The sequence below is a fragment of the Acinetobacter sp. genome (assembly GCF_039596015.1).
Classification (GTDB): Bacteria; Pseudomonadota; Gammaproteobacteria; order Pseudomonadales; family Moraxellaceae; genus Acinetobacter.
The window spans coordinates 86,798-112,513 of sequence record NZ_JBCNKN010000001.1; the positions used below are offsets into that span (position 1 = coordinate 86,798).

The 25,716-nt window shown below is 41.4% G+C and carries 16 protein-coding genes and 1 CRISPR repeat array; of the genes, 12 read left to right on the top strand and 4 right to left on the bottom strand.

Annotated features, from left to right (window positions below; all coding sequences use genetic code 11):
• The first annotated feature begins 6 nt into the window (after positions 1 to 6).
• Positions 7 to 5,378: direct repeats of the CRISPR family, unit length 28 nt; unit sequence GTTTGACGCCGCACGGGCGTCTTAGAAA.
• A 259-nt stretch (positions 5,379 to 5,637) separates the two neighbouring features.
• Positions 5,638 to 6,081: a universal stress protein gene (locus tag ABDV70_RS00345; protein WP_343594534.1), complete on the bottom strand. Its 444-nt coding sequence runs from the start codon at positions 6,079 to 6,081 to the stop codon at positions 5,638 to 5,640.
• Between the two features lie 374 nt (positions 6,082 to 6,455).
• On the opposite strand from ABDV70_RS00345, the gene ABDV70_RS00350 reads away from it, so the two are divergent.
• The 10 genes from ABDV70_RS00350 (at position 6,456) to ABDV70_RS00395 (ending at position 18,285) form a co-directional block, all read left to right on the top strand.
• Positions 6,456 to 7,145 carry a GntR family transcriptional regulator gene (locus ABDV70_RS00350; protein ID WP_343594536.1) on the top strand — a complete coding sequence of 230 codons (690 nt, stop codon included), beginning with the start codon at positions 6,456 to 6,458 and terminating at the stop codon, positions 7,143 to 7,145.
• The gene (gene prpB, locus ABDV70_RS00355) at positions 7,145 to 8,029 is read left to right on the top strand and encodes a methylisocitrate lyase (protein ID WP_343594538.1); all 885 of its coding nucleotides are present in this window, start codon (positions 7,145 to 7,147) and stop codon (positions 8,027 to 8,029) included. The genes ABDV70_RS00350 and prpB overlap by 1 nt, the downstream gene beginning before the upstream one ends.
• A 379-nt stretch (positions 8,030 to 8,408) precedes the next feature.
• Complete coding sequence (prpC, locus tag ABDV70_RS00360) at positions 8,409 to 9,566, top strand: 2-methylcitrate synthase (RefSeq protein ID WP_004795430.1); 1,158 nt, start codon at positions 8,409 to 8,411, stop codon at positions 9,564 to 9,566.
• The gene (gene acnD, locus ABDV70_RS00365; protein WP_343594539.1) at positions 9,566 to 12,172 is read left to right on the top strand and encodes a Fe/S-dependent 2-methylisocitrate dehydratase AcnD; all 2,607 of its coding nucleotides are present in this window, start codon (positions 9,566 to 9,568) and stop codon (positions 12,170 to 12,172) included. Before prpC ends, acnD begins: the two co-directional genes overlap by 1 nt.
• 84 nt (positions 12,173 to 12,256) lie before the next feature.
• Entirely contained in the window at positions 12,257 to 13,816 is a 1,560-nt protein-coding gene (locus tag ABDV70_RS00370; protein WP_343594540.1) for a DUF4365 domain-containing protein, read from the top strand.
• A gap of 300 nt (positions 13,817 to 14,116) precedes the next feature.
• Positions 14,117 to 15,004 carry a DMT family transporter gene (locus tag ABDV70_RS00375; protein WP_343594542.1) on the top strand — a complete coding sequence of 296 codons (888 nt, stop codon included), beginning with the start codon at positions 14,117 to 14,119 and terminating at the stop codon, positions 15,002 to 15,004.
• Positions 15,005 to 15,411: 407 nt separating this feature from the next.
• On the top strand, positions 15,412 to 15,915 hold the full coding sequence (locus ABDV70_RS00380; RefSeq protein WP_343594543.1) for a DUF2867 domain-containing protein: 504 nt from the start codon (positions 15,412 to 15,414) through the stop codon (positions 15,913 to 15,915).
• 82 nt (positions 15,916 to 15,997) lie between these two features.
• Positions 15,998 to 16,699, top strand: a complete 702-nt coding sequence (locus tag ABDV70_RS00385; protein WP_343594545.1) for a DUF1003 domain-containing protein — start codon at positions 15,998 to 16,000, stop codon at positions 16,697 to 16,699.
• 244 nt (positions 16,700 to 16,943) lie between these two features.
• Positions 16,944 to 17,609 (top strand): RluA family pseudouridine synthase, encoded by a 666-nt coding sequence (locus tag ABDV70_RS00390; protein WP_343594896.1) that lies wholly within the window; start codon positions 16,944 to 16,946, stop codon positions 17,607 to 17,609.
• 304 nt (positions 17,610 to 17,913) lie between these two features.
• Complete coding sequence (locus ABDV70_RS00395) at positions 17,914 to 18,285, top strand: ribonuclease E inhibitor RraB (RefSeq protein WP_343594547.1); 372 nt, start codon at positions 17,914 to 17,916, stop codon at positions 18,283 to 18,285.
• Positions 18,286 to 18,344: 59 nt separating this feature from the next.
• Here ABDV70_RS00395 and ABDV70_RS00400 read toward each other — a convergent pair whose 3' ends face one another.
• A complete protein-coding gene (locus tag ABDV70_RS00400) occupies positions 18,345 to 19,652 on the bottom strand; it encodes an MFS transporter (protein ID WP_343594549.1) in 1,308 nt (435 codons plus the stop codon).
• 339 nt (positions 19,653 to 19,991) lie between these two features.
• On the opposite strand from ABDV70_RS00400, the gene ABDV70_RS00405 reads away from it, so the two are divergent.
• Positions 19,992 to 21,242 carry a carbohydrate porin gene (locus ABDV70_RS00405; RefSeq protein WP_343594898.1) on the top strand — a complete coding sequence of 417 codons (1,251 nt, stop codon included), beginning with the start codon at positions 19,992 to 19,994 and terminating at the stop codon, positions 21,240 to 21,242.
• A 129-nt stretch (positions 21,243 to 21,371) separates the two neighbouring features.
• Positions 21,372 to 22,559, top strand: a complete 1,188-nt coding sequence (prpF, locus tag ABDV70_RS00410) for a 2-methylaconitate cis-trans isomerase PrpF (RefSeq protein WP_343594550.1) — start codon at positions 21,372 to 21,374, stop codon at positions 22,557 to 22,559.
• Between the two features lie 41 nt (positions 22,560 to 22,600).
• Here the strand turns inward: prpF and ABDV70_RS00415 are convergent, their stop codons facing one another.
• Both ABDV70_RS00415 and ABDV70_RS00420 read right to left on the bottom strand, forming a co-directional pair.
• A complete protein-coding gene (locus ABDV70_RS00415; protein WP_343594552.1) occupies positions 22,601 to 24,613 on the bottom strand; it encodes an alpha/beta fold hydrolase in 2,013 nt (670 codons plus the stop codon).
• 170 nt (positions 24,614 to 24,783) lie between these two features.
• Entirely contained in the window at positions 24,784 to 25,707 is a 924-nt protein-coding gene (locus tag ABDV70_RS00420) for a hypothetical protein (protein WP_343594554.1), read from the bottom strand.
• Positions 25,708 to 25,716: the final 9 nt, after the last annotated feature.

A 25,716-nucleotide genomic window follows, 5' to 3' on the forward strand; every position in this document is an offset into this window, starting at 1 on the left:
TTTACTGTTTGACGCCACACAGGCGTCTTAGAAATCGCGTCAAGCTTGGTGCTGGCGACTTGTATGGTTTGACGCCACACAGGCGTCTTAGAAAAAAAGATCAAATTGCAATGCGCCTGTGTTGTTGTTTGACGCCACACAGGCGTCTTAGAAATGACATTCTGAATATGCATAACCCAACTATGGGTTTGACGCCACACAGGCGTCTTAGAAACGCAAACCCCTTTAAAAATTCTTCTTCAAAATGTTTGACGCCACACAGGCGTCTTAGAAACACGAGAGTCTACAACCGTCATTTCATCCTGATGTTTGACGCCACACAGGCGTCTTAGAAAGATGCACAAGCGGATGCTTATTTTAATAATGAGTTTGACGCCACACAGGCGTCTTAGAAATTGGGGGTCGGCTGTAATGCCGTTTAAGACCAGTTTGACGCCACACAGGCGTCTTAGAAAATTAATATCAATCGCTTTCTCCTGAGCATCGCGTTTGACGCCACACAGGCGTCTTAGAAATAAAAATTTCATTGATGCTCAACAATATAAATGTTTGACGCCACACAGGCGTCTTAGAAAAAACCAATTATTCCGTGGCAAGGTGGTAAAACGTTTGACGCCACACAGGCGTCTTAGAAATTTTAAATAAAAACCTCGATCTTCAAAAGGCTGTTTGACGCCACACAGGCGTCTTAGAAATTGTCATAGAGGACTTGGATTTAGGTAATATGGTTTGACGCCACACAGGCGTCTTAGAAATGCTCTGCTTTATCAAATACTTTTGCGTCCAAGTTTGACGCCACACAGGCGTCTTAGAAATTCTGAGTGGGCTGAGGCAAATATTACTATCCCGTTTGACGCCACACAGGCGTCTTAGAAATTCTACGTTGACCCGCTTATCTTTACACTTTTGTTTGACGCCACACAGGCGTCTTAGAAAAATGGTGCAGGCGAGCAACGGTGAGTATCAACGTTTGACGCCACACAGGCGTCTTAGAAATACAGTCTGAGTGACTTCTGCATCAAAACCAAGTTTGACGCCACACAGGCGTCTTAGAAAAAACCATGAAGACTTTTTAAAACCAAAGTATAGTTTGACGCCACACAGGCGTCTTAGAAATCAGTACTAGGTGCATTCCCCGCATCACCATGGTTTGACGCCACACAGGCGTCTTAGAAATGTCTTTAAGTTGACGATTTGAGAGAAGTAATGTTTGACGCCGCACGGGCGTCTTAGAAAGGCCGAATTTTTTGAAAGCGGTCACAAAATCGGTTTGACGCCGCACGGGCGTCTTAGAAACTATAGGAAAGTTGAGCACATGATCTACCCATGTTTGACGCCGCACGGGCGTCTTAGAAAATGTTTTCGACATCGATCTCATGAACAACAGTGTTTGACGCCGCACGGGCGTCTTAGAAAATTTAGAAAATCCTAATTTGAACTTTATCTGCGTTTGACGCCGCACGGGCGTCTTAGAAATCGCCAATTCCCCTGAAAGCCTGCTGTCAAAAGTTTGACGCCGCACGGGCGTCTTAGAAAAGGAAAGCAATGCGGATAACGAAAAAATAAATGTTTGACGCCGCACGGGCGTCTTAGAAAAATAAATCTGTGCGTATTCTCTTTTGAACTGAGTTTGACGCCGCACGGGCGTCTTAGAAATTGTCGGGGGATTCGCGCGCTCACCCCTCGCCGTTTGACGCCGCACGGGCGTCTTAGAAAAACATCTCACCTTCAAGGACTTGCTTGCCGTCGTTTGACGCCGCACGGGCGTCTTAGAAAACCACCACTTGCCGTTCTTGGTAGCACTTACTGTTTGACGCCGCACGGGCGTCTTAGAAATCGGTCTACAAGCTGATAATCGCCTGCTTTTAGTTTGACGCCGCACGGGCGTCTTAGAAAATACCCTCTTCCATCCGAATTTCGTTTGGAGAGTTTGACGCCGCACGGGCGTCTTAGAAAGTACAGCACTGGCACGGGATTGCCTTGAGCAAGTTTGACGCCGCACGGGCGTCTTAGAAATGAATATTCAAATACACCATCAATGACGTTGGGTTTGACGCCGCACGGGCGTCTTAGAAATCTAATATTTAAACAAATTTATTTTGGAGGTTGTTTGACGCCGCACGGGCGTCTTAGAAACTTATCTGATCTGCAAACTGGTGGGGATAAGGGTTTGACGCCGCACGGGCGTCTTAGAAAATGTGTTACTCCTCGGCATTTTGCCAGATAAAGTTTGACGCCGCACGGGCGTCTTAGAAAACCGGCACCCATCACTCGCGGCACAATGTGAAGTTTGACGCCGCACGGGCGTCTTAGAAAGATTACTGGCAATAACTCTGTAGAAGTACCTGGTTTGACGCCGCACGGGCGTCTTAGAAAAACATTCCTTATGAAACCGCGTTTTATTCATGGTTTGACGCCGCACGGGCGTCTTAGAAAAATAGCTCGGTGATATAGAGAAGCAACAACATGTTTGACGCCGCACGGGCGTCTTAGAAATCTAAAGCATAACCACTTTCATCATCATCACTGTTTGACGCCGCACGGGCGTCTTAGAAATTCATACATCTTAATGTCTATATCTGGTGCTTGTTTGACGCCGCACGGGCGTCTTAGAAATAAAGATGCAAGGTTGGACGGATGATAATATTGTTTGACGCCGCACGGGCGTCTTAGAAAATTGATTTACCAGAGTTGTGATTAACAATCCCGTTTGACGCCGCACGGGCGTCTTAGAAATTGCATAATTATCTCCTGTAAAATTAAACTTTGTTTGACGCCGCACGGGCGTCTTAGAAAGTTCTTAATCGGCGACCTAGACGCACCGTTCAGTTTGACGCCGCACGGGCGTCTTAGAAAATAGCATTTTTCATAAGACGTTTACAAACATCGTTTGACGCCGCACGGGCGTCTTAGAAACTTGACAGAAAAATCGTCTGGGTCGCTGCTGAGTTTGACGCCGCACGGGCGTCTTAGAAATGTTTGCTCTTTCCATAGCCCAATAAAAGCATGTTTGACGCCGCACGGGCGTCTTAGAAACTGAATAACAGGAGTCGACTTATCATACGCAGGTTTGACGCCGCACGGGCGTCTTAGAAAAGCAATTTGATGTCGTATATCTTGCTGCCCTTGTTTGACGCCGCACGGGCGTCTTAGAAAATCGAAAGAATGGATTAACGAGCTAGAAACTTGTTTGACGCCGCACGGGCGTCTTAGAAAAGATGGATGAATCAACTTTATCTCGGCCAATAGTTTGACGCCGCACGGGCGTCTTAGAAAGTATTTTCCTGAGCAAGACATTACTCAACCGAGTTTGACGCCGCACGGGCGTCTTAGAAAAGAAAATCTCGGCTGATTCACAACTTGATATTGTTTGACGCCGCACGGGCGTCTTAGAAAACTATCTCCATGTCGGTCTTTGTTGTTTGCATGTTTGACGCCGCACGGGCGTCTTAGAAAGTATCATTCGCAATAAGCGTGTAAGTCGGAGTGTTTGACGCCGCACGGGCGTCTTAGAAAGTGGACGACTAGCGTCTCACTGCCGCCGCCTAAGTTTGACGCCGCACGGGCGTCTTAGAAAAGTCATAGCAAAAGATTGGTTAGATAAGAACCGTTCGACGCCACGCAGGCGTCTTAGAAAAACCAGAAGCTGGTGCAGGATCACCAGACTTTGTTCGACGCCACGCAGGCGTCTTAGAAATGCTGGTTTCTCTTACGGTTCATCTCTAACACGTTCGACGCCACGCAGGCGTCTTAGAAATCTTCTTGGCGATTCGCTGCCGCATTACCGAAGTTCGACGCCACGCAGGCGTCTTAGAAAAATAGTTAGAGGGAAGTTCGCAAACTCTGAATGTTCGACGCCACGCAGGCGTCTTAGAAAAGCTTCATGCAAGATATTTGAGGCGGTGAAATGTTCGACGCCACACAGGCGTCTTAGAAATTCTGATAGCGCTGGTGATGGTGATGCCAACCGTTTGACGCCACACAGGCGTCTTAGAAAGTTATGCAGACCAGGTTGCGGTTATTGAAATGGTTTGACGCCACACAGGCGTCTTAGAAAGGACAATCAATAAAACCTTCAACCTTCGCCACGTTTGACGCCACACAGGCGTCTTAGAAATTGCTCATGCAGATACTTTAATGTTTCAATCAGTTTGACGCCACACAGGCGTCTTAGAAAAAGCATGGTACGAACCTGCGTTGAAAACACTGTGTTTGACGCCACACAGGCGTCTTAGAAATGCCGTTACAAGTCATGCCGCCATTCTTGATCGTTTGACGCCACACAGGCGTCTTAGAAAGTCTACACTGCTAACGGCGGCGACACGGTAGAGTTTGACGCCACACAGGCGTCTTAGAAATCGGAGCGGGAAATCTCGCAAGCTCAACGCTTGTTTGACGCCACACAGGCGTCTTAGAAACAGAGTCAAAAACATTCCAGAACGGCGGTTCAGTTTGACGCCACACAGGCGTCTTAGAAATTGCCATCGGTGCGGTCATTTCCAAACTTTCAGTTCGACGCCACGCAGGCGTCTTAGAAAACGTTCAACTCAATGAAACGTGAAAAGCTCAAGTTCGACGCCACGCAGGCGTCTTAGAAAATCGGCAAGTAGTGCTCTAAATTGTTCACGATGTTCGACGCCACGCAGGCGTCTTAGAAATTCAAAAATTTCAGGCACATTTTCCAGCACGTGTTCGACGCCACGCAGGCGTCTTAGAAAATATCCATCTCTTCCATGTCGTACTCCAAATAGTTCGACGCCACGCAGGCGTCTTAGAAAGATGAAAGGTCAACAATAGCTGATTGCTCCAGGTTCGACGCCACGCAGGCGTCTTAGAAAGCGCGCTTCGATCATCGCGTCAGCCATGCGGTGTTCGACGCCACGCAGGCGTCTTAGAAAAGTATGGGGAACGTGCCCAAATGGTTAAAATTGTTCGACGCCACGCAGGCGTCTTAGAAAGCTACAAAGTCCCCAATCTCATTCAAATGTGAGTTTGACGCCACACAGGCGTCTTAGAAAAAACACAATCAACACGGCGAAGCAGAACAGGTGTTTGACGCCACACAGGCGTCTTAGAAAAAGTATTTCGATTTGCAGTAAAAATGGGGTTGGTTTGACGCCACACAGGCGTCTTAGAAATTGATCGTAATCTGGCGGCTTGCGACTTTGCTGTTTGACGCCGCACGGGCGTCTTAGAAACGGGTAGCATGTTGAACCATTCCTGAATGGCTGTTTGACGCCGCACGGGCGTCTTAGAAAAATAACAAAAAATGGATCGGATGGTTTGTTTTGTTCGACGCCACGCAGGCGTCTTAGAAAGCGAGCCTAAATCGCCGACTATCGACGGCATGGTTTGACGCCACACGGGCGTCAGAAAATCGGGTGCGGCTAGTTAATTATTAACCATTAGAAGAGGGTATTATTAACCCAAAAAACAAGACCAAACATAAAGTATTGCTCGCTTATTATCTCTACCAATACAGACTGAACCGTCCAGAGAATAGCATTTTTGACTACGCGCTCTATTTATTATTGTTGACCTGCATTGCACTTGGAACTGGGTATTACTTTCTAAGACCAAGATGAACATTTATAACAAAAGCCATGTTATAGGAAAACCCATAACACGGCAGTAAGTTTATTCCTTAATTACTAGAACAGGAACGTGGGTTTCACCTAACAGCGCTTGTGTCACACTGCCCAAAACAAATTTTTTAAAGCCTTTACGACCATGAGAGCCAATGATAATTAGGTCTGCGTTTAATGTAGTGGCTGTGTCGACAATTTCTTTATGAATCGTTTGACCTTCTATAATTCGGGTTTCAATTGCAACACCTTCTTTGGCGAATAGGTTTTTTGTATCTACTAAAATCTGTTCGATTTCCTCTTTTACTTTATTGAGATATTCTTTTGAAAATTCATCACTATTAATAAATTCAACCGCCACAAAAGGATCAACAGTCAGTACACAAATTGCAGTTACTTTACTGCCAAAAGCTTTTGCCAGTTTGGCTGCATGTTGAATTGCGACCTGTGAGGTTGAAGACCCATCAACGGGTATAAGGATGTGGTGATAGCTCATTTTCTTTCTCCATTTTGTTTTATTTGGTTAAATACATTTTCATTGTTTTTTGCGGTTCATCAAGCTACGGATGATTGATGGTTATATCGTGTATATATTCATTTGAATATAAAACCTTCCTTACATCTGTTACAGACTAGCATATTTTTCGTAGGTATGAGCATACTTTATCCGAAGGTCTGTATCATTTTAGAACAAAGCAAACAGGTTAAATATAAATTTAAATTGTCGACAATAATTTAAATTATCATGCTTTTGGGTGGATTTATTCCACTATAGTCTTATAAATATTATTATATTGTTGACAATATGGCTAAAATTATTAAAAGATAAGCAACATCAAATGACAGTCAATAAAGTGATGAATAGGTAACATGAGTCAGGTTCTGCAAGAAAATAAAACGCCACAAACTTTAACTGACCAAATTTTTCATAAAATTCAGTCTGCTATTATTTGTGGGGAAATTGCAGCAGGTAGCAAAATTTCTGAGCCTGAACTGGCAAAGGCTTATGGCATTAGTCGGGGGCCGTTGCGTGAGGCAATTCATCGTCTTGAAGGTCAAAAACTGGTTGAACGTACTGCACATGTCGGTGCGCGTGTGGTGTCTTTATCACATCAACAACTTTTTGAACTTTATCAAATTCGAGAGTCACTTGAAGGTTTGGCCTGTCGTCTGGCAGCACAGCATATTGATAAAAAACAAATTTTACTTTTACGTGATGTTTTAAAACGTCATGCAGAAGATGATGCGTTTAAAGCAGGCAAAGGTTACTTTGTGCAGGAAGGGGAAGATGATTTCCATTATTGCATTATTAAAAGCAGTGGTAACACGACCTTAGAAAAAATGCTGTGTGATGAGTTGTATCATCTGATTCGTATGTACCGTATTCAGTTTTCTAAAACCCCTAACCGCCCACATCAGGCGTTTAGTGAACATATTCGAATTTTAGATGCGATTGCAGATGGAGATGCCGAATTGGCGGAGCTATTGATGCGAAGACATATTGCATCATCTTATAAAAATATCGAGTCGCACTGGATCGAATCACAAGGAGTTAAATAATGGCTAAACAATCCGCAGGCCAATTGTTTCGTGATGCTGTAGCCCAAGAAAAGCCATTACAAGTAGTGGGAACCATCAACGCCAATCATGCACTTTTGGCAAAACGAGCAGGCTACAAAGCAATCTATCTTTCAGGTGGTGGTGTAGCAGCAGGTTCTTTAGGCTTACCTGATTTGGGAATTAGTAACCTTGATGATGTGTTGACCGATGTCCGTCGGATTACCGATGTATGTGATCTGCCATTATTGGTCGATGCCGACACAGGTTTTGGTGCATCGGCTTTTAATATTGCTCGAACCACAAAAGCACTTATTAAGTTTGGTGCAGCGGCAATGCATATTGAAGACCAAGTGGGCGCAAAACGTTGTGGACACCGTCCGAACAAAGCCATTGTGACTCAAGAAGAAATGGTTGACCGTATTAAAGCCGCGGTTGATGCGCGTGGTGATGACAGTTTCGTGATTATGGCACGTACCGATGCATTGGCCGTAGATGGTTTACAAGCTGCAATTGACCGTGCAGGTGCTTACATTGAAGCGGGTGCAGACATGTTGTTCCCTGAAGCAATTACCGAGCTTGATATGTACAAGCAATTTGCTCAGACAACTGGCGCACCAATTTTGGCAAACATCACCGAGTTTGGTTCTACACCGCTGTTTACCACTGAAGAGTTAGCCTCTGCCGATGTCAGCCTTGCGCTTTATCCGCTTTCTGCTTTCCGTGCCATGAATAAGGCAGCCGAAACTGTGTATGAAACCTTACGTAAAGAAGGTACACAAAAGAACGTGGTTGATCTGATGCAAACGCGTAAAGAGCTATATGAACGCATTAATTACTATGCGTTTGAAGACTACTTAGATAACGCATTTGCGAAGAAGAAATAAATAAGTCCTCTTTTTAAAGAACACTCCAGAGATGGGGAGATGATGGCCTTTGCTATCGAGAGGGTGGCATGGATCCAAACATTGGGCTACCTTGCGTTGCTTTTAAAGCTGTGTTTTGAAGTTGCTCAGGATAGATCGTCAGGTGATGAGCAGTATCTAAAGTGGTGAAAGGTTCTTGCCTACTTTGCCAGAAATGAGAAACATCGTTTCGCAAGGTAGGTTGAACTTGAGCAAGTCAAAGCGGTTAAAGCTTTGACAAGGCGCAAGACGAAGTGGTTAATCAAAAAATTGGATGAGAACTCGGCAAGATGCTGCTGTGTTTTATCAAAATAAAGAATGAAACAACAACAAATTTAGATAAATGGAAAAGGACAATCTTATGAGCTCAAATGAAACAACAACAGGCTTCAAACCAAAAAAATCAGTTGCACTTAGTGGACAAGTTGCAGGCAACACAGCACTGTGTACCGTAGGACGTAGCGGTAACGACTTGCACTATCGTGGCTATGACATTCTTGACCTTGCAGCGGGTAGCCAGTTTGAAGAAGTTGCTCACTTGCTCGTACATGGCAAATTACCAAACAAAGCTGAACTCAAAGCCTATAAAGCAAAATTAAAAGCACTTCGTGGCTTACCGGCAGCACTTAAAACTGCACTTGAGCAATTACCTCCGTCTGCACACCCAATGGATGTCATGCGTACTGGTGTTTCAGTTCTTGGTTGTTTAACACCAGAACATGAAGACCACAATGAAGCGGGCGCAAAAGATATTGCTGACAAATTAATGGCAAGCCTAGGTTCAATGCTGCTTTATTGGTACCACTTCAGCAACAACGGTCGTCGCATTGAAGTTGAAACGGATGACGACTCAATTGCAGCGCATTTCTTACATTTACTTCATGGCGAAAAACCATCTGAAGAATGGATTCAAGCAATGCATACATCTCTGATTTTGTATGCTGAGCACGAGTTCAACGCATCAACATTTACCTCACGTGTGGTTGCAGGTACAGGTTCTGACATGTACTCGGCAATTACTGGTGGTATTGGCGCACTTCGCGGACCTAAGCACGGTGGTGCAAACGAAGTTGCATTCGTGATTCAACAGCGTTACGACAACGCAGACGAAGCAGAAGCTGACATCCGTAAACGTGTTGAAAATAAAGAAGTGGTGATTGGTTTTGGTCACCCTGTATATACAGTTTCTGACCCACGTAATGAAGTGATCAAGAAAGTTGCACACGACTTAGCTGAAGCACAAGAGAACACCAAAATGTACCTCATTGCTGAGCGTTTAGAAGCAGTGATGAAAGAAGTGAAAAACATGTTCCCGAACCTCGACTGGTTCAGTGCAGTGAGCTATCACTTAATGGGTGTTCCAACTGCAATGTTCACACCATTATTCGTGATTGCACGTACAGCAGGTTGGTCAGCGCACGTGATTGAACAACGTCAAGACGGCAAAATCATTCGTCCAAGCGCGAACTACACAGGCCCTGAAAACCTCGAATTTAAACCATTGGCGGAGCGTGGTTAATGAACACAAAATACCGTAAACCGCTGGCAGGCACCCAGCTTGAATATTACGACGTGCGTCAAGCCGTTGAAGATATTCAGCCAGGCGCATACGAAAAACTGCCTTACACCTCAAAAGTACTCGCAGAGCAATTGGTACGCCGTGCCGATGCCGAGAACTTAACTGCTTATTTAACGCAGTTAATTGAACGCCGTCAGGACTTAGACTTTCCTTGGTACCCTGCACGCGTGGTGTGTCATGATATTTTGGGTCAAACTGCATTGGTTGACCTTGCAGGTTTACGTGATGCGATTGCCGACAAAGGCGGTGACCCATCTAAAGTCAACCCAGTTGTACCAACACAGCTTATTGTTGACCACTCTTTAGCAGTGGAATACGGTGGTGCTGACCCAGACGCTTTTGCAAAAAACCGTGCTGTTGAAGACCGCCGTAACGAAGACCGTTTCCACTTTATTGAGTGGACCAAAACCGCATTTAAAAATGTCGATGTGATCCCTGCGGGGAACGGCATTATGCACCAGATTAACCTAGAGAAAATGTCTCCGGTGATTCAGGCACGTGATGGCGTAGCATTCCCAGACACATGCGTAGGTACAGACTCGCATACACCACATACAGACGCTTTGGGCGTAATTTCTGTGGGCGTGGGTGGCTTAGAAGCTGAAAATGTCATGTTGGGCCGCGCATCTTGGATGCGTCTACCAGACATTATTGGTGTTGAGTTTGTAGGTCAGCGTCAGGCAGGCATTACTGCAACAGATATCGTGTTGGCTCTAACAGAGTTCTTACGTAAAGAGCGTGTGGTGGGTGCTTACCTTGAGTTCTTTGGTGAAGGTGCTGACAGCATGTCTGTGGGCGACCGCGCCACCATTTCGAACATGACTCCAGAATATGGCGCTACTGCTGCGATGTTCTACATCGACCAAAACACAATCGACTACTTACGCCTCACAGGCCGTGAAGATGCTCAAGTGGCATTGGTTGAACAGTACGCAAAAGAAATCGGTCTTTGGGCATCTGATATGACCAAAGCAGAGTACCCACGTGTACTACGCTTTGATTTATCAAAAGTCACACGTAACATTGCTGGTCCATCAAACCCACATGCACGTGTTTCAACAAGCGATTTAAAAGAAAAAGGCATTGCAGGTGTTGTTGAAAACCGTTCTGATGGCTTAATGCCTGATGGTGCAATCATTATTGCTGCAATTACTTCGTGTACCAACACCTCTAACCCACGTAACACCGTGGCGGCAGGTTTGTTAGCACGTAAGGCAAATGAGCTAGGTTTGGTTCGTAAACCTTGGGTGAAATCATCATTTGCACCGGGCTCAAAAGCGGCTGCACTTTATCTTGAAGAAGCAGGTGTTCTAAAAGACTTAGAGCAACTTGGTTTTGGTATTGTGGCTTACGCTTGTACAACTTGTAATGGTATGTCGGGCGCGTTAGATCCAGTCATCCAACAAGAAATTATTGACCGTGACTTGTACGCAACAGCAGTACTGTCTGGTAACCGTAACTTCGATGGCCGTATCCATCCATATGCAAAACAAGCATTCCTAGCATCTCCACCGCTTGTCGTAGCTTATGCAATTGCGGGCACGATTCGTTTTGATATTGAAAAAGATGCTTTAGGTCATGACAAAGAAGGTAAGCCGATTTACCTGAAAGATATCTGGTCATCTGACGCTGAAATTGATGCCTTAGTTAAAGAAGCCGTGAAGCCTGAACAGTTCCGTAAAGTCTACATTCCAATGTTTGACTTGGGCGAAGTTGAGCAAGCGAAAAGCCCACTTTACGACTGGCGTCCGCAAAGTACTTACATCCGCCGTCCACCTTATTGGGAAGGAGCATTGGCTGCACCACGTACTTTAGCGAATATGCGTCCACTTGCAATTTTGGGTGACAACATCACCACCGATCATTTGTCGCCTTCAAACGCGATTTTGATGGACTCGGCTGCGGGTGAATATCTTCATAAAATGGGTCTACCAGAAGAAGACTTCAACTCTTATGCAACGCACCGTGGTGACCATTTGACTGCACAGCGTGCAACATTTGCTAACCCGAAACTCTATAACGAAATGGTAGTTCGTTCAGACGGTACCATTAAGCAAGGTTCAAAAGCACGTGTAGAACCAGAAGGCGAAGTGATGCGTATGTGGGAAGCAATTGAAACCTACATGAACCGTAAACAGCCATTAATTATTGTTGCGGGTGCTGACTACGGTCAGGGTTCAAGCCGTGACTGGGCTGCAAAAGGTGTACGCCTTGCAGGTGTTGAAGCGATTGTAGCAGAAGGCTTTGAACGTATTCACCGTACTAACTTGGTGGGTATGGGCGTGTTACCACTTGAGTTTAAAGCGGGTGTAAACCGCAAGACTTTAAAACTAGATGGTACAGAGCTTTATAGCGTGATTGGTCATATTGCACCGCGTTCGACTTTAACGTTAGTGATTGAGCGCTCAACTGCCGATGGTAAAAATGAAATTTTGGAAGTGCCTGTGACTTGCCGTTTAGATACAGAAGAAGAAGTTTCTGTATATGAAGCGGGCGGTGTATTACAGCGTTTTGCACAAGACTTTTTAGAAGGCCAAGTGGCTTAATATTTAGTCTATAACTGATTGAAAATTATTCTAAAAGACCCTATCTTGGTGATGGGGTTTTTTATAGTTTATATTTGAGTGTATATGCGAGATTTAGGACTATTAGGTGAAAGCACTTTTGCAATGTGGTGTGCTCAAGTTGGATTAATTGCTAATGGTTCAGCAATTGATAAGACAGGGTGGGACTACTATGTAGAATTCCCGATATCTTCAAATATAACCACTCATGAATTACATAAATCAGCTTTTGAATGTAAAGTTCAAGTTAAAGCAACGGATAAACGTGATAGAAAACTCGCTATTACAGTATCAAATCTTAGACGGATGGCAACTGTACAAATGCCAGCATTTTACGTTTTTCTAGAATTTGATGGGAAGAATGAAGTACAAAATACATTTATTTTACATATAGATAATGAGTTGGTTTATAAGATTCTTAAAAGAGTTCATCAAATAGAACAAAGTGGAAACAATAAGGATTTAAATAAAAAGACAATTACTCTTACTTATAGTGAAGAGCACAGGCTTGAAAAATTAGATGGTAAAAATCTAAAACAAAATCTATTGAAATATATCGGTGAAAACTATTCTGATTACATAGCTAGTAAAAATAAATATTTACAAGAGTGTGGTTTTGAAGATGGGTGTGGAATAGTTCAATTCTCCATTGAAGGGGAAGATGGTTTCCAGAAAATTATTGATGCTTCTTTAGGATTAGAGAAGGATGTAGATGTTCAAAATTTAATTAATATTGGAAAAAGATTTGGTATACCTTCTAAAAATTCTCATTTTGAAATATCTAACGCAAAATTAAGTGTGGGGATGCAACCACCAAAAAAAGGAAAAATTAGATTCAAAGAAGATAGTCTCTCTAGTGGATTGATTTTTGATATAGATTTATATAGCTCACCTTTTAGTTTTAATGAGTTTAGGAAATTTGCAAAATTTCGGATCGTTAGTGAATTCTTTGATATAAGTTTTGAACCATATGCAAGGAAATCTAATTGCAGTTTTAGTTTAGGTGATAACAGGAGACTCGAATTAAAAAAATTAAAAGATGCCATTGGTTTAATTGATCTGATGAGTAGAGATAATCAAAAGATTATTATAGAGCTGAAAATAGAAAAGTTTGAACCTTTAATATTTGATTTAAAAACTAAATTTGTAAAAAGAGAGTTAAGTATATTTGATGATTTATTGAATAAGGCATTAGAAATTTGTTTTCAAACGAAAATTTCTGATGAAATATGTATTTCTATAAAGGAATTATATAGTTATAGAGAAGAAGTTGAGCAGTTTCATACTTTAATTACTAAAACTAATAAGTGTGATTTTAGAGCTGAGTTTGAGGTAAACAGTAAACACGTATTTGAATTTGAAAAAACTTCATCAACTTCAGCTATATTTTGTAGGTTAGGTAGTCATACTATAGGTGCAATTGTAACTATTATTGGTAAACCTCAGGAAATAGCAGAAAATAAATTTAGAATTGATAATAGCGAACTAGTGATAGAAAGAACCCTTGTTTTTACTCAAAATAATGAAAATATTAATGAAGAAATTAGCAGAGTGATAAAAAAGACGATAAGCAAGTATACAGATGAATACGACGTTTTCTATAACTGGGATACAGATATTGGATAATAAGAACATAAAAAAAGCCCGACATCCTGTCGAGCTTTTTCGTATGGGGCTGTTAGATATGACTCCTGTCGTATCTCACGATCCTGATGCATGAACCTATTATTGTTGTTTTGTGTTCCGGAACATCCTGTTCCTGTATGAGTTCATATTAAGAAAAAAGCAGGGTGTAGCCAATCCGCAAAATCCTTAAAAGTTTGTAAGTTAAAGCGTACATGACTGGCTGAAATGGTTAGGAATACCTCGCCAATCTCTGCGAAAAAGCGTAAATTACACACACTTTAAACACCAAATACTTAAGTTATGGCAATCACTTGGGTTCTTTTTACGCTCATGGCTGCATTGATGCAGGCATGGCGCAATGCATTTCAAAAACAACTCAGCACAACGGTCGATGTTTACGGCACAACACTGGCACGGTTTTTATTTGCACCCATTTTTGCCTTTAGCTACCTTGCCTTTATATATCATCACCAACCTGTTAGCAGTACCGTCAGCTTTAGCCCTAAGTTTTGGCTATATGTGCTGATTGCCGGAATAAGCCAAATTTATGCCACCGCGTTAATGGTTAAACTGTTTCAGCAAAAGAACTATGCGATTGGGATTGGACTGGCGAAAAGTGAAGCGATTTTGGCGGCTCTGATTGGCGTGGTGTTTTTACATGAGCATTTAACTGGCTGGGGTTGGGTAGGTGTTTTGATTGGGGCAGTTGCAGTTTTTCTGCTGAGTAAAGGTCGGCATCAGACAGAACTTTCCATGAAAACCTTAATGATTGGACTGGGGAGTGGACTATGTTTTGCCATTACTTCACTGTTGGTGCGTGAAGCCAGTTTAGAACTGACCATGTTGCCGTTTTTACATCGGGCGGCTTGGGTGCTATGTAGTCTGATCAGCTTTCAATGTGTGATTTTACTGCTGTATCTCGGTTTATTTAGTCGGCAAACGCTTTATAAGATGTGGCAACGACTCGGCATGACCTTTAAGGTGAGTGTTTGTAGTTTTCTAGCGTCTTTGGGGTGGTTTAGTGCCATGAGTATGCAGTCTGTGGCGATTGTAAAAACACTTGGACAAATTGAGATTTTATTTAGTCTGCTTATTTCAGCGTTTTTCTTTAAAGAAAAGTTGGCAAAGTCTGACCATCTTGGGCTGTGGCTTGTGATTGTGGCAGCCATTATGGTGATTTGGGCTTAAACTTTTTTGGTAAAAAAAGTGAAAATAATGCTGAAATGTGGAAGATAAATGATATTAGTTTTACTTAAATGGTAAAAAATATCTCATATTTTTGCTTTTACGGGAAAAAATATTATAAATACTGAAAATTGCCGAATTTTAGAAAAACAATCCCATCCATTTCTTCCTAAACTATATCTCAAGGGTGTGATAGGGATCGAAAAGAGTAGCATGCACCAAAACGTATAACGTTAGTGTGTACTCACCCAAAAGGTCTCGATTCGGCTTAGGACGCTATAAATCAAGAGTTTATAGGCTAAGGTGACCACTTACAAAGTGTTAATTGTTGAAGCAAACCATAGATGTTTTCCCTTGACACCCTAAAAAATTCGATATAATAAAAACAATACTTTACAAGAAAATAATTCATGAATAAGCCTTATCTTTCTACCTTGCCAAGTGATAGTCAAATCTCATCTCAATTGAACAATGCTTACTTCCACGACTCGTGGAGTATTGTGCTTGGTGAGCCCAACCTGAATGTCTTTGGGCAGCTCATTAAACTGTTCCAACACACCCCACAGTGGATAGAGTGGAGCATGAACGTGCGCAATAAAATAACTTCAAAAATTGGACTTAAAGATTTAGGCAGTTTTAAGCAGATTGATACACATAAAAAAGAAAATGAGTATGTCACAGGCGACCGAATTGGAATTTTTACCTTGTTACAACGCACGGAAAATGAGCTAATTATTGGCGATGATGACAAGCATTTGAATGTGACTTTATCTATTTATAAAAATGAAAAAACTCAGGTGCTTACCGTGACCACGATTGTGCATATTAAGAATTGGCTTGGACGTCTTTATATGTTGCCGGTGATTCCTGCGCATCGAAAAATCGTACCCGCAACTTTACAGATATTAGGCTAGAGTACACGTTTTATTTACGATACGATAAGCCAAAATCGTTTATATAATATTCTTACTCTTCATCATCGCGAGCTGAAACAAAATGGAAAATAAAGACCAGTATCGCCAATGTGCCATTTGTGGAAAATCTTTTCCGCTAAAAAACCTTGTACCGGGGGAAGCCATTCGGGATAGTGTTGTCGAGGCAATTCGAAAAGACCATGCCGATTGGTCTGCATCGAGTTTTATTTGTCGGGCGGATTTGACCGAATACCGTATTCGCTATGTTCATTCGTTGCTAAGATCCGAAAAAGGTGAGTTGACCCATTTAGAGCATGAAGTGATTGATAGCATGCAGCATCATGAACTCATTAGTAAAAACATTGAAACGGAGTTCGACCAAAACTGGACATGGGGTGAAAGACTAGCAGATAAGATTGCAACTTTTGGGGGAAGTTGGACTTTTTTGATTTGTTTTTTTCTATTTTTGGTGGGATGGATTTTAGTGAATACAGTTGTTCTTATGACTCATCCTGTTGATCCGTATCCATTTATTCTACTTAACTTGGTGTTATCTTGTTTGGCAGCCATTCAGGCACCTATTATCATGATGAGCCAAAACCGACAAGAAGCCAAAGACCGCTTACGTTCGCAACATGATTATCAAATTAACTTAAAAGCAGAGTTAGAAATCCGCCATTTGCATGACAAAGTGGATCATTTATTGTCACATCAATGGGAGCGTTTGGCACAAATACAGGAAATCCAACTGGATTTGTTGTCTGAAATGAATAAAAAGCGATAATTTATCGATTTTGGATGAACAGTCGTTGTATGTCTGGCGGCTATCTTTATTGTGAGAAACGTCTATCTTGCCTATCAAAATCGTCTATTAGGAATTTTTACACATTAATGATTGGGCCAGAATGGTGAATTGAACAATTTTATTTTTGTGATGAGGTAGGTTTTTCATCAAGATTTATGATGGAGATTGACATGTTAAATCGGCATTGCTATGTTCCGCAAGCCTTGATTAAACAGACATGACCATGCCACCGAAAGACGAATTTATTTATCAGCCACCACAACAACCATTGTCTATTTTATTTGAAGATGAAGATTTGGTTATCATCGACAAGCCCGCAGGTCTGCTTTCTGTCATGGGGCGCAAGCCTGAACATCAGGACAGTGCTTATTTACGTATTTTAGAAAAATATCCTCAGGCAAAAGTCACGCATCGACTGGATATGGCAACGTCAGGCATTTTGATGTTTGCAAAACATCGTGATGCAGAAGTTGCTGTAAGTAAGATGTTTCAAGCTCGACAAGTCAAAAAGTATTATATCGCACTGGTACAAGGTCAAATTCAGGCGGAAGGCAGTGTAGACGTGCCGTTAATTACCGACTGGGAAAATCGTCCACGTCAAATTGTACATTTTGAATTGGGCAAGCAGGCAAAAACGCTGTATCAGTTACTTGAATACGATGCTGAAACAGACCAAAGTCGGGTTTGTCTAGAGCCGATTACAGGGCGTTCGCATCAACTTCGGGTTCACATGCAGCATATTGGGCACCCGATTATGGGGGATGAATTCTATCATCCTGAACCTGCCAAGTTTCATTTAAAGCGTATGGCGTTGCATGCTGCATCATTGTCATTTATTCACCCACTACAAGGGATTGAAATGAATATTGAATCGGTTGTTCCTTTTTAACTGTGATTATTTGAAATGCAAAAAATAAAAAACTTTATTCAGATTATTTGGAGCATTTCTTGGTTTAACAAATCTTGTAAAATTATTAAATTTCATCTTTCTTGCTGTGGAAATACTTAAAAGGACTTGGGCCATATCCTCTATGGCTTAAGTTACAGCTTATGGTGAATCGCCTACAAATCTTATATAAGTGAAGTATGGGCTGATCTGTACAGATAAAATAATCTACAAACAAATTGCAAAATTGAAATAATTTCGCATTATGATGGAATCGACCAAAGCAACAACAAATAAGGAACAAAGAATGAATCGTGATTATCAAAAATTCCCCGATGATGATAACGGCAATGTTTTGTGGCAGATGTTTGAAGATGGCGATGATCTTAGTCAACCGCATGAAATTGAATTTTTACTGGCTTTTAAGCAACAAAAAGATGCTCAGGCATGTGCATTATATTTGTTGGATCAAGAACAAAAAATTTCGTTACAACAGGATGATCAGAACGAACCAAATGAATGGTCAGTTTCGGTCTATATTTTGATTGAACCTGAGTATGAAGATATTGTTGATTTAGAAACATGGCTTTCAAAAATCGCACTCGAATTTCAGGGTGAATATGCAGGTTGGGAATGTAGCAGTTACTTTTTTGATTTTTTTGATGATGAGGACGAATAACGCTGAGTATTGTTAAAAAACGCCGTATTAGACGGCGTTTTTTTATGGAAAAATATGTTTTAAAGCTGATGATTAACATCAATATTTTTTGTTTCACGGATGCAGGCAAAGGCTAGCATAGACAACAAGGACGCTGCACATAAATATAAACCAACAGCACCGATACCATAGGTTTGTGCAAGTTTGGTTGCAATCAAGGGTGCAAAAGACGCGCCTAAAATACCCGCCAAGTTAAAGGTCAAGGCTGAACCTGTGTAACGTACCGATGTTGGGAAAATTTCAGATAATACAGTTCCAATTGGGCCATAGGTTAATCCCATAATGCCTAAACCGATAGACAAGAAACAAATAATGGCAATCGGGTTATTTGGCACCAAAAAGTATGGGAACACTAAACCGAAAACAGCAGTAAGGGCACAAATTGCAACAGATGTGGTTTTACGACCAAATTTTTCTGCCAAAATAGCTGAACAAGGAATAAAAATGGCAAAGAAAATGGTGGCAACCAGTTGCATTTTAAGAAAATCGCCACGGGTATATCCCAATGCTGTTGTTCCCCAATTTAAAGCAAAAACTGTCATTAAATAGAACAATACAAAAGTACATACTGCACCAATCGTACCTAAGAAAAGCATTTTGGTATGTTTGGTCACCACTTCTTTAAAGGGAATATTGGCTTCTTTTTGCTTATCTAAAACACGTTGGAACGCAGGTGTTTCGTGTAATTTAAGACGAATATAAAGCCCAATAATCACCAACAATGAACTGGCAATAAACGGTAAACGCCATCCCCATTGTAAAAAGGCATCGTTAGATAAAGTGGCGCTTAACAATAAAAATGAGCTGGCTGCAAAAATGAAACCGATTGGAGCACCGAGTTGCGGGAACATACCGTACCAAGCACGTTGACCTTCAGGTGCATTTTCGGTTGCCAATAAGACAGCGCCACTCCATTCACCACCCAAACCAAGTCCCTGACCTAAACGGCAAAGTGCAAGCAATAAAGGCGCAACAATCCCGATATGTGCATAAGTTGGAAGGAGACCAATACAGACAGTTGAAATTCCCATGAGCAAAAGTGCAGCGACCAGTGTTGCCTTCCGACCAATACGATCACCTAAATGACCAAAGAGTGCCGCACCAATTGGACGTGCAATAAATGCAATTGCAAAAGTTGCGAGGGATTGCAGGACAGCCGCCCCGTTGCTACTTTGTGGGAAAAATAAATGAGGAAAGACCAATACCGCCGCAGTGGCATAAATGTAAAAGTCAAAAAACTCGATTGTTGTTCCGACCAAACTTGCAAGCAAAACACGTGCTTTAGAATTTGGGTTTGCGGGAACATCTACTGTTTGGGAATACTCCATGATCAACCATACACTTTTCAAAAATCGCAAAGACGTTATTTAAATAACGATGAATAGACCACTCATTTGAATTGAACAAAATAAAGTGATCCGCCAGTTATGATGAATATCATTTACAGCACATGCTGTCACTTATATAAAAGTATGGCTTAGTATGCAGGTATTCAGATGGATATTCATACTAAAAAAGTCAGGTTTTTTGAAAAACTCTCTTAGGAAAATATCGGTTTAATGGCAAATATGGAAAATTTTTACGAATATCTGACGATAGAATGCAAACTTTCTGGTATTGAATGACTTTAAATGAAAAATAATTTTCAAAATGCACTTTGTGCTGCGATGATCTGTTCAATGATGGGATTTGCAAGTATTCAAGCACATGCAGAACAAGCTTTTGATCCTAAAGGTCAATATCTATTGGGGGATTGGAATGGACAACGTCAAACTTTAGAGCAAAAAGGGGTTAAATTTGACGCTAATTTATATGTAGACACCGACTATTTGGCCGATGGTGGATATAAACCACATGACGGTGTGACCTTTGCAAGCCAGCTTTGGTTGGGTACAACCCTCGATTTAGCAAAACTTTTGGGTTGGGACGGGATGTCTGTTCGAGCAATTGTCACAGCACGTCAGGGTGAAAGTACCAGTGTGGACAATATTTCATCTCCCGGCGCACCGCAAATGGCCAATACACAGGCGACGTATGGACGTGGAAATGTTGGGTCACGTTTAACTCAGTTCTCGGTTGAAAAAATTTTTGGGAACAGTGGATTGAGTGTGCGTGTTGGTCGTATTGGCATGGGGTCTTACTTTGACACCATGGGGTGTGATTTCCAAAGCACATCGTTTTGTACGGCACAAAATGGCAAGTGGCAAGGAAATATCTGGTATAACGAGCCCGTGGCGCAATGGGCTGCTATTGTGAAATACAAATTTACACCTGAATGGTCAGCACAAATTGGTGCATTTGAGTTTAACCCGACTAATATTAAAGAAAATCAGGGCTGGAATTTAAATTCAGATGAAGCTGAAGGTGTTTCGATTCCTGTGCAGGTCACTTATCAACCTAAACAAGGGTTGAATAATTTGCCTGCAACCTATCAGCTTGGTGCGTTTTATAACAATGCAGACAAGACTCAGAACAAAGATACCTTAACAGGTCAGCAAAGAGATCATACTTATTCGGTTTGGTTTGTAGGTGACCAGCAGTTGACCTCTGTTGATGGTGGGAAACGTGGTTTATATGGTTTTATGAATACTTCGTTTTACGATAAGACGACCAACAAAGTCGATAATATGCAGCAGTTGGGTATTCGTTATCTCGGTTTATCAGCCAATCATCCAAATGATATTTTAGGTTTTGGGGTGAATCGTATTCATGTGAGTGACCGTTACCGTGACGGTGTTTATAACAAACGTAAAGCGATCAATCAGGATGCTGAATATAATATGGAATTAAATTATTCGCATTATGTTACGCCGTGGTTGATGTTGCGTCCTGTGGTGCAATATGTGGTTCATCCGGGGGCAACGGATAATGTCGATAATGCGCTGGTTTTAGGATTAACCACAAAAATTGTTTTCTAAAGATGTGGGCCAAGCGCCCACTTTTTTGTTCACCATAGTCGAATGTTAAAACATCTGTGTTTGCTACATGATAGTTCAAATAAATTTTGAAATAAGAATGCAAAACGAGTAAAGAATAGGACATTCGAGATGACAGCACATAAACAAATTGAAATTCCTGCGACCTATATGCGTGGCGGTACCAGTAAAGGCGTTTTCTTTCGCTTAAAAGATTTACCACAACAGGCACAGGTTGCAGGCAAATATCGTGATCAACTTTTATTAAGAGTCATTGGGAGTCCAGACCCATACGCCAAGCAAATCGATGGTATGGGCGGGGCAACATCAAGTACCAGTAAAACCGTGATTGTGAGTAAAAGCCAAGTTCCCGAGCATGATGTAGATTATTTATTTGGTCAGGTTGCAATTGACCAACCCTTCGTGGACTGGAGTGGCAACTGTGGCAACTTATCTTCAGCCGTTGGGCCGTTTGCGATTCGTCAGGGATTAGTTGACCCTGAACGTATTCCTGAAAATGGAGTTTGTACAGTGCGAATTTGGCAAGCCAACATTGGGCAAACGATTTTGGCAGATGTCCCGATTGTCGATGGTGAAGTGCAGGAACTTGGTGATTTTGAACTTGATGGTGTCACCTTTCCCGCAGCAGAAATTACATTGTCTTTTTGTGAAAAAGTTGAGGAAGATGCTGCAAAAGTATTTCCAACGGGAAAATTAACAGAATGGTTAGATGTACCAGAGGTTGGGCATTTTGAAGTTACGATGGTGCAAACTGGTATTCCAACAGTCTTTTTAAGAGCAGAAGATTTGGGATATACAGGTACAGAATTACAGCAAGACATTAATAATGATGCTGATGCTTTAGAGAAACTAGAAAAAATAAGAGCTTATGCTGCCTTACAAATGGGGCTGATTTCAAATATTTCAGAAGCAGCAACGCGGCAACATACTCCTAAAATTGCATTTGTTGCACACGCAAAGGACTATACAAGTTCAAGTGGTCAGGCTGTTTTAGCCAAAGAAACGGATTTGCTGGTTCGTGCATTGTCTATGGGGAAATTACACCATGCGATGATGGGAACGGCTGCAATAGCCATTGCTGTGACAGCCAATATACCAGGGACTTTGTTATATCAATTACGTCGGTCCACCCAAGGTCAAAAAGTGACGTTTGGGCATCCATCTGGAACACTGACTGTGGGTGCAGACGTAATTGAGCAAGATGGCATTTGGCGAATGCACAAAGCTATCATGAGTCGCAGCGCCCGAGTGTTGATGAAAGGAACTGTTTTTGTTCCAGATGATTTTGCGCAAATCTAAAGGCGAAAGATAAAATCAGGTTAATTGCTCACAACCTGATTTTATTGAATCAATGGATTTGGTGATGGTTTATAAAGACCATGCTGAATTAGATGTAAACGCAAAATACGTCGTAACTCCAAAACTGCTTCGGGTGTTTCTTGAATGGAATGTCCGCCATGAATAATTTTTTCAGAAGCAGCACCATCTAAATGAGCACTTTCATAAGGTACAATGCCATCGGTCATCACTTTAGGGTCGTTACTCTTGGTAATATTGCCCATAATCGAGTGAAAAATAAAACCAGGCGGAGGATTTACATCTCGGGTGAGTTGCATAAATTTGGATTGATAACTGAGGTCGCTCGGCCCATTTTGTAAGAAACCATTATCAATTTGTTTCATGGCTTCTTTAATATTGACTTCGCCCTGAATGGTATCGGCTACAGCTCCTACAAAAGCGACAGGGAGTCGGATGATTCGCCTTGCCATCTTGGTAAACCAAAGGTCTGCAAAGGGCGTTCCTTTGTGCGGTGAAGAAAGAAAAATGGCTCTGTCAAAGTTATTGATAGGCTGGAATTGTAATCGTTCTACAACGATAGGATTATTTTTATGTTGTTGTAATTTATCTGATTTTATCAGTTTAAAAGTCGCTGGACGAATATCGGCATTGCTTACTAAAAGTCTGGTAATAATTCCTCCCATGCTGTGTCCAATCAAGACAGCGTCAGAATATGCAGGGGCTTTGGGGTCGACCTGAGCAAAGGATTGTCGCAACAGCGCATAGATTTGAAAACGACTTTCGATAATGGGCATATTGGTTGAATAAAAAATTTGCCAAACTTGATAATGCTCTCGTAAGACATTATCGCCCATAATATCATTTGTAAGACGAATCCATGCTTCGGGACTACTTGCTAAACCATGAACCAGAACAATAACTTTTTTATTCGGATTATAAGGTTCAAGCATATATAAATGCGGCATGTTGAGTTTTTGGTCACGGTCAATCAAACTTAAATATGCTGCTTTACCTAAATTATTTTGTGCTAGCCAAAGCCCATAAGGGGCAGAGAAGTTCGCGGCCAGAGGAAACGTCTTATGGTCGACTGTAATTGCATTAAATTGGTAAGGATCGTGAATCTTAACTGCCATTGGTGCATGGTCAAGTAACGCCGTAATACTTGTATCATTGCTCTCCGGTTCTATGGTAATGGTTGTTGCCAAATAGCGCGGATGGTGAATATTGGGATTACTGCCATTTTGAAAATTATAATTTAAAGGGTCTAAAATATATTTATTTTGTTCTGGATGAGGAGGGGCTGGTAAAATAGTGACAAACTCTGAACCAAAACCATCTCGGCGGTTAATTGAACGTAACCCAGAAAAGTTTAAATTGTAACTTGAGATATAGTTTTCAACTTCTTGATGGGCAAGCTCTGGAAAATCATCAAAGTTGAGATAATACGTAGATTGTCCAATGAAAAGTCGAGAGTTAAACAGCGGATTTTTTGTTTTTGGTCTTGGATAAATCATAAGTAATTTGGCCGTGGCCTGATTATAAAAGTCTCGGATTTGGACTTGACGGTTATCGAACAGGCGTTGTTGTGGGGCGCGGTTTGATTTAAATAAATAGGCATAACTATAACGAATACTTTTATCTAACATGCCTATTTCTTGATTTAAACAAGGTAAATTTTCAATTTTGTTTACGTCTGTTGTCTTAGCATCGTCTTTGCATTCTGAGGTTTTTTCTAGTTCTTTTGCTTTTGCCAGATAGAGTTCACTTGCTGTAGAAAAGAGTTGCTCATTTGTAATTTGGGGAATTTTTTGAATTTCTTTTAGACAGGCAGAGGGATCATTCATACATGCTTTCGATTCACTTCCAGTCATGGACAGAACATTTAAGCTGGCTTCACTGAGCTGATCTCTGGTGAGAATGCTGTCACGTTCATTGGCAATCGTGACATTAAAGGCTTGTTGTTTGACACTTACAACTTGGCAACCACTGAAAAGGAGTGGTGAGAAAATACATACAAATAATGTGTTCTTTGAAAGTGATGTAATTTTTGGCATAGGCAAGTAGAGAACTTAGAGTTATGTAAAAAATCATACTGGAGTCTTATTTTTTTTCAATGGAAAACAAAGTAATAAACCACCAAAATTGGTGGTTTATTGTAAAGCACTTTTTTTTAAGGAAAATAGATGAGGATCTGTGAATATTTCACAAACATTTTCATCAATGCTTAATATTTACCCTGTTTCATTGCTTCAAGATTTTCCCAGACATTGGTACGACCTTGTTTTTGAATTTCTAGTACAAGACGATCAACGACCTGAGCTTCCTGTGGATATTTCACTTTATAATTATGAAGTGTCGTAAGGGCATTTTTCTTTTGGTCAAGGAACAAGAAGTTATTTACTGTAGAAAGATAAGCCTCTTGTACACCCGCTTTCATTGCTTTATCTAGATATGGAATTGCTTCGCGTTGACCACCGCCCTCAGATAAATTAAAACCGAACCAGAAGTTTGTTTCAGGATCATTTGGGTTTATTTTTAATAAGCGCTGACCGTATTTCAGAGATTTTGTTGTGTACTGTTGACCTAAGTCCAGATTACGTGCCATCACAGTGGCTTTAAATGCACGAATAAGCACGTCATAAGAGGCATTATCTGGTGCAGCAAGAGCATCTAGCTGATTTGTAACTTCTCTGAGTTTAGTTTCATAGCCACGACGTTCATTTTTGTCAGTGAACTGTGGTGGATAATGACGTGCTTTCCCTTCAACCAATTGCAAGAAATCATCGACATTGGTAATGTCAATTTCATTTAAACCTGCAAGCGGGGTGTACTTCATGTCTGCACGGTTGCTATCAATGGTTGGGATAATCAGCTTGTTGACTTCAAATGTTGCAGATTTTCCAGGGTAGGATGTACTTGTTGCAATCATTTTAGTGACAGGTTGTGCTGCTGCTTTTTTAAGATCGACTTCGAAAGCAGGTGGCGCATCGTAATTAAATGGGTTTAGTGAATAAAATGCTGGAGTAGGATCAGGTTCAGTAAACACAATCGGTTCATTTGAAATATTATTCTTTTTGTGCGGTATCGCGCTACAAGCAGCCAGAATTGCTGTTGTGATCATGACTGTTGCAACTGGTTTTAAACGCATAAGTTCTTT

Coding starts and splice junctions, on each gene's coding strand:
- ABDV70_RS00405 (WP_343594898.1), top strand. CDS start 19,992: ATGATCTGTTCAATGATGGGATTTGCAAGTATTCAAGCACATGCAGAA.
- ABDV70_RS00415 (WP_343594552.1), bottom strand. CDS start 24,613: ATGCCAAAAATTACATCACTTTCAAAGAACACATTATTTGTATGTATT.
- prpB (WP_343594538.1), top strand. CDS start 7,145: ATGGCTAAACAATCCGCAGGCCAATTGTTTCGTGATGCTGTAGCCCAA.
- prpF (WP_343594550.1), top strand. CDS start 21,372: ATGACAGCACATAAACAAATTGAAATTCCTGCGACCTATATGCGTGGC.
- ABDV70_RS00350 (WP_343594536.1), top strand. CDS start 6,456: ATGAGTCAGGTTCTGCAAGAAAATAAAACGCCACAAACTTTAACTGAC.
- ABDV70_RS00390 (WP_343594896.1), top strand. CDS start 16,944: ATGCCACCGAAAGACGAATTTATTTATCAGCCACCACAACAACCATTG.
- ABDV70_RS00385 (WP_343594545.1), top strand. CDS start 15,998: ATGGAAAATAAAGACCAGTATCGCCAATGTGCCATTTGTGGAAAATCT.
- ABDV70_RS00400 (WP_343594549.1), bottom strand. CDS start 19,652: ATGGAGTATTCCCAAACAGTAGATGTTCCCGCAAACCCAAATTCTAAA.
- prpC (WP_004795430.1), top strand. CDS start 8,409: ATGAGCTCAAATGAAACAACAACAGGCTTCAAACCAAAAAAATCAGTT.
- ABDV70_RS00375 (WP_343594542.1), top strand. CDS start 14,117: ATGGCAATCACTTGGGTTCTTTTTACGCTCATGGCTGCATTGATGCAG.
- ABDV70_RS00370 (WP_343594540.1), top strand. CDS start 12,257: ATGCGAGATTTAGGACTATTAGGTGAAAGCACTTTTGCAATGTGGTGT.
- acnD (WP_343594539.1), top strand. CDS start 9,566: ATGAACACAAAATACCGTAAACCGCTGGCAGGCACCCAGCTTGAATAT.
- ABDV70_RS00345 (WP_343594534.1), bottom strand. CDS start 6,081: ATGAGCTATCACCACATCCTTATACCCGTTGATGGGTCTTCAACCTCA.
- ABDV70_RS00395 (WP_343594547.1), top strand. CDS start 17,914: ATGAATCGTGATTATCAAAAATTCCCCGATGATGATAACGGCAATGTT.
- ABDV70_RS00380 (WP_343594543.1), top strand. CDS start 15,412: ATGAATAAGCCTTATCTTTCTACCTTGCCAAGTGATAGTCAAATCTCA.
- ABDV70_RS00420 (WP_343594554.1), bottom strand. CDS start 25,707: ATGCGTTTAAAACCAGTTGCAACAGTCATGATCACAACAGCAATTCTG.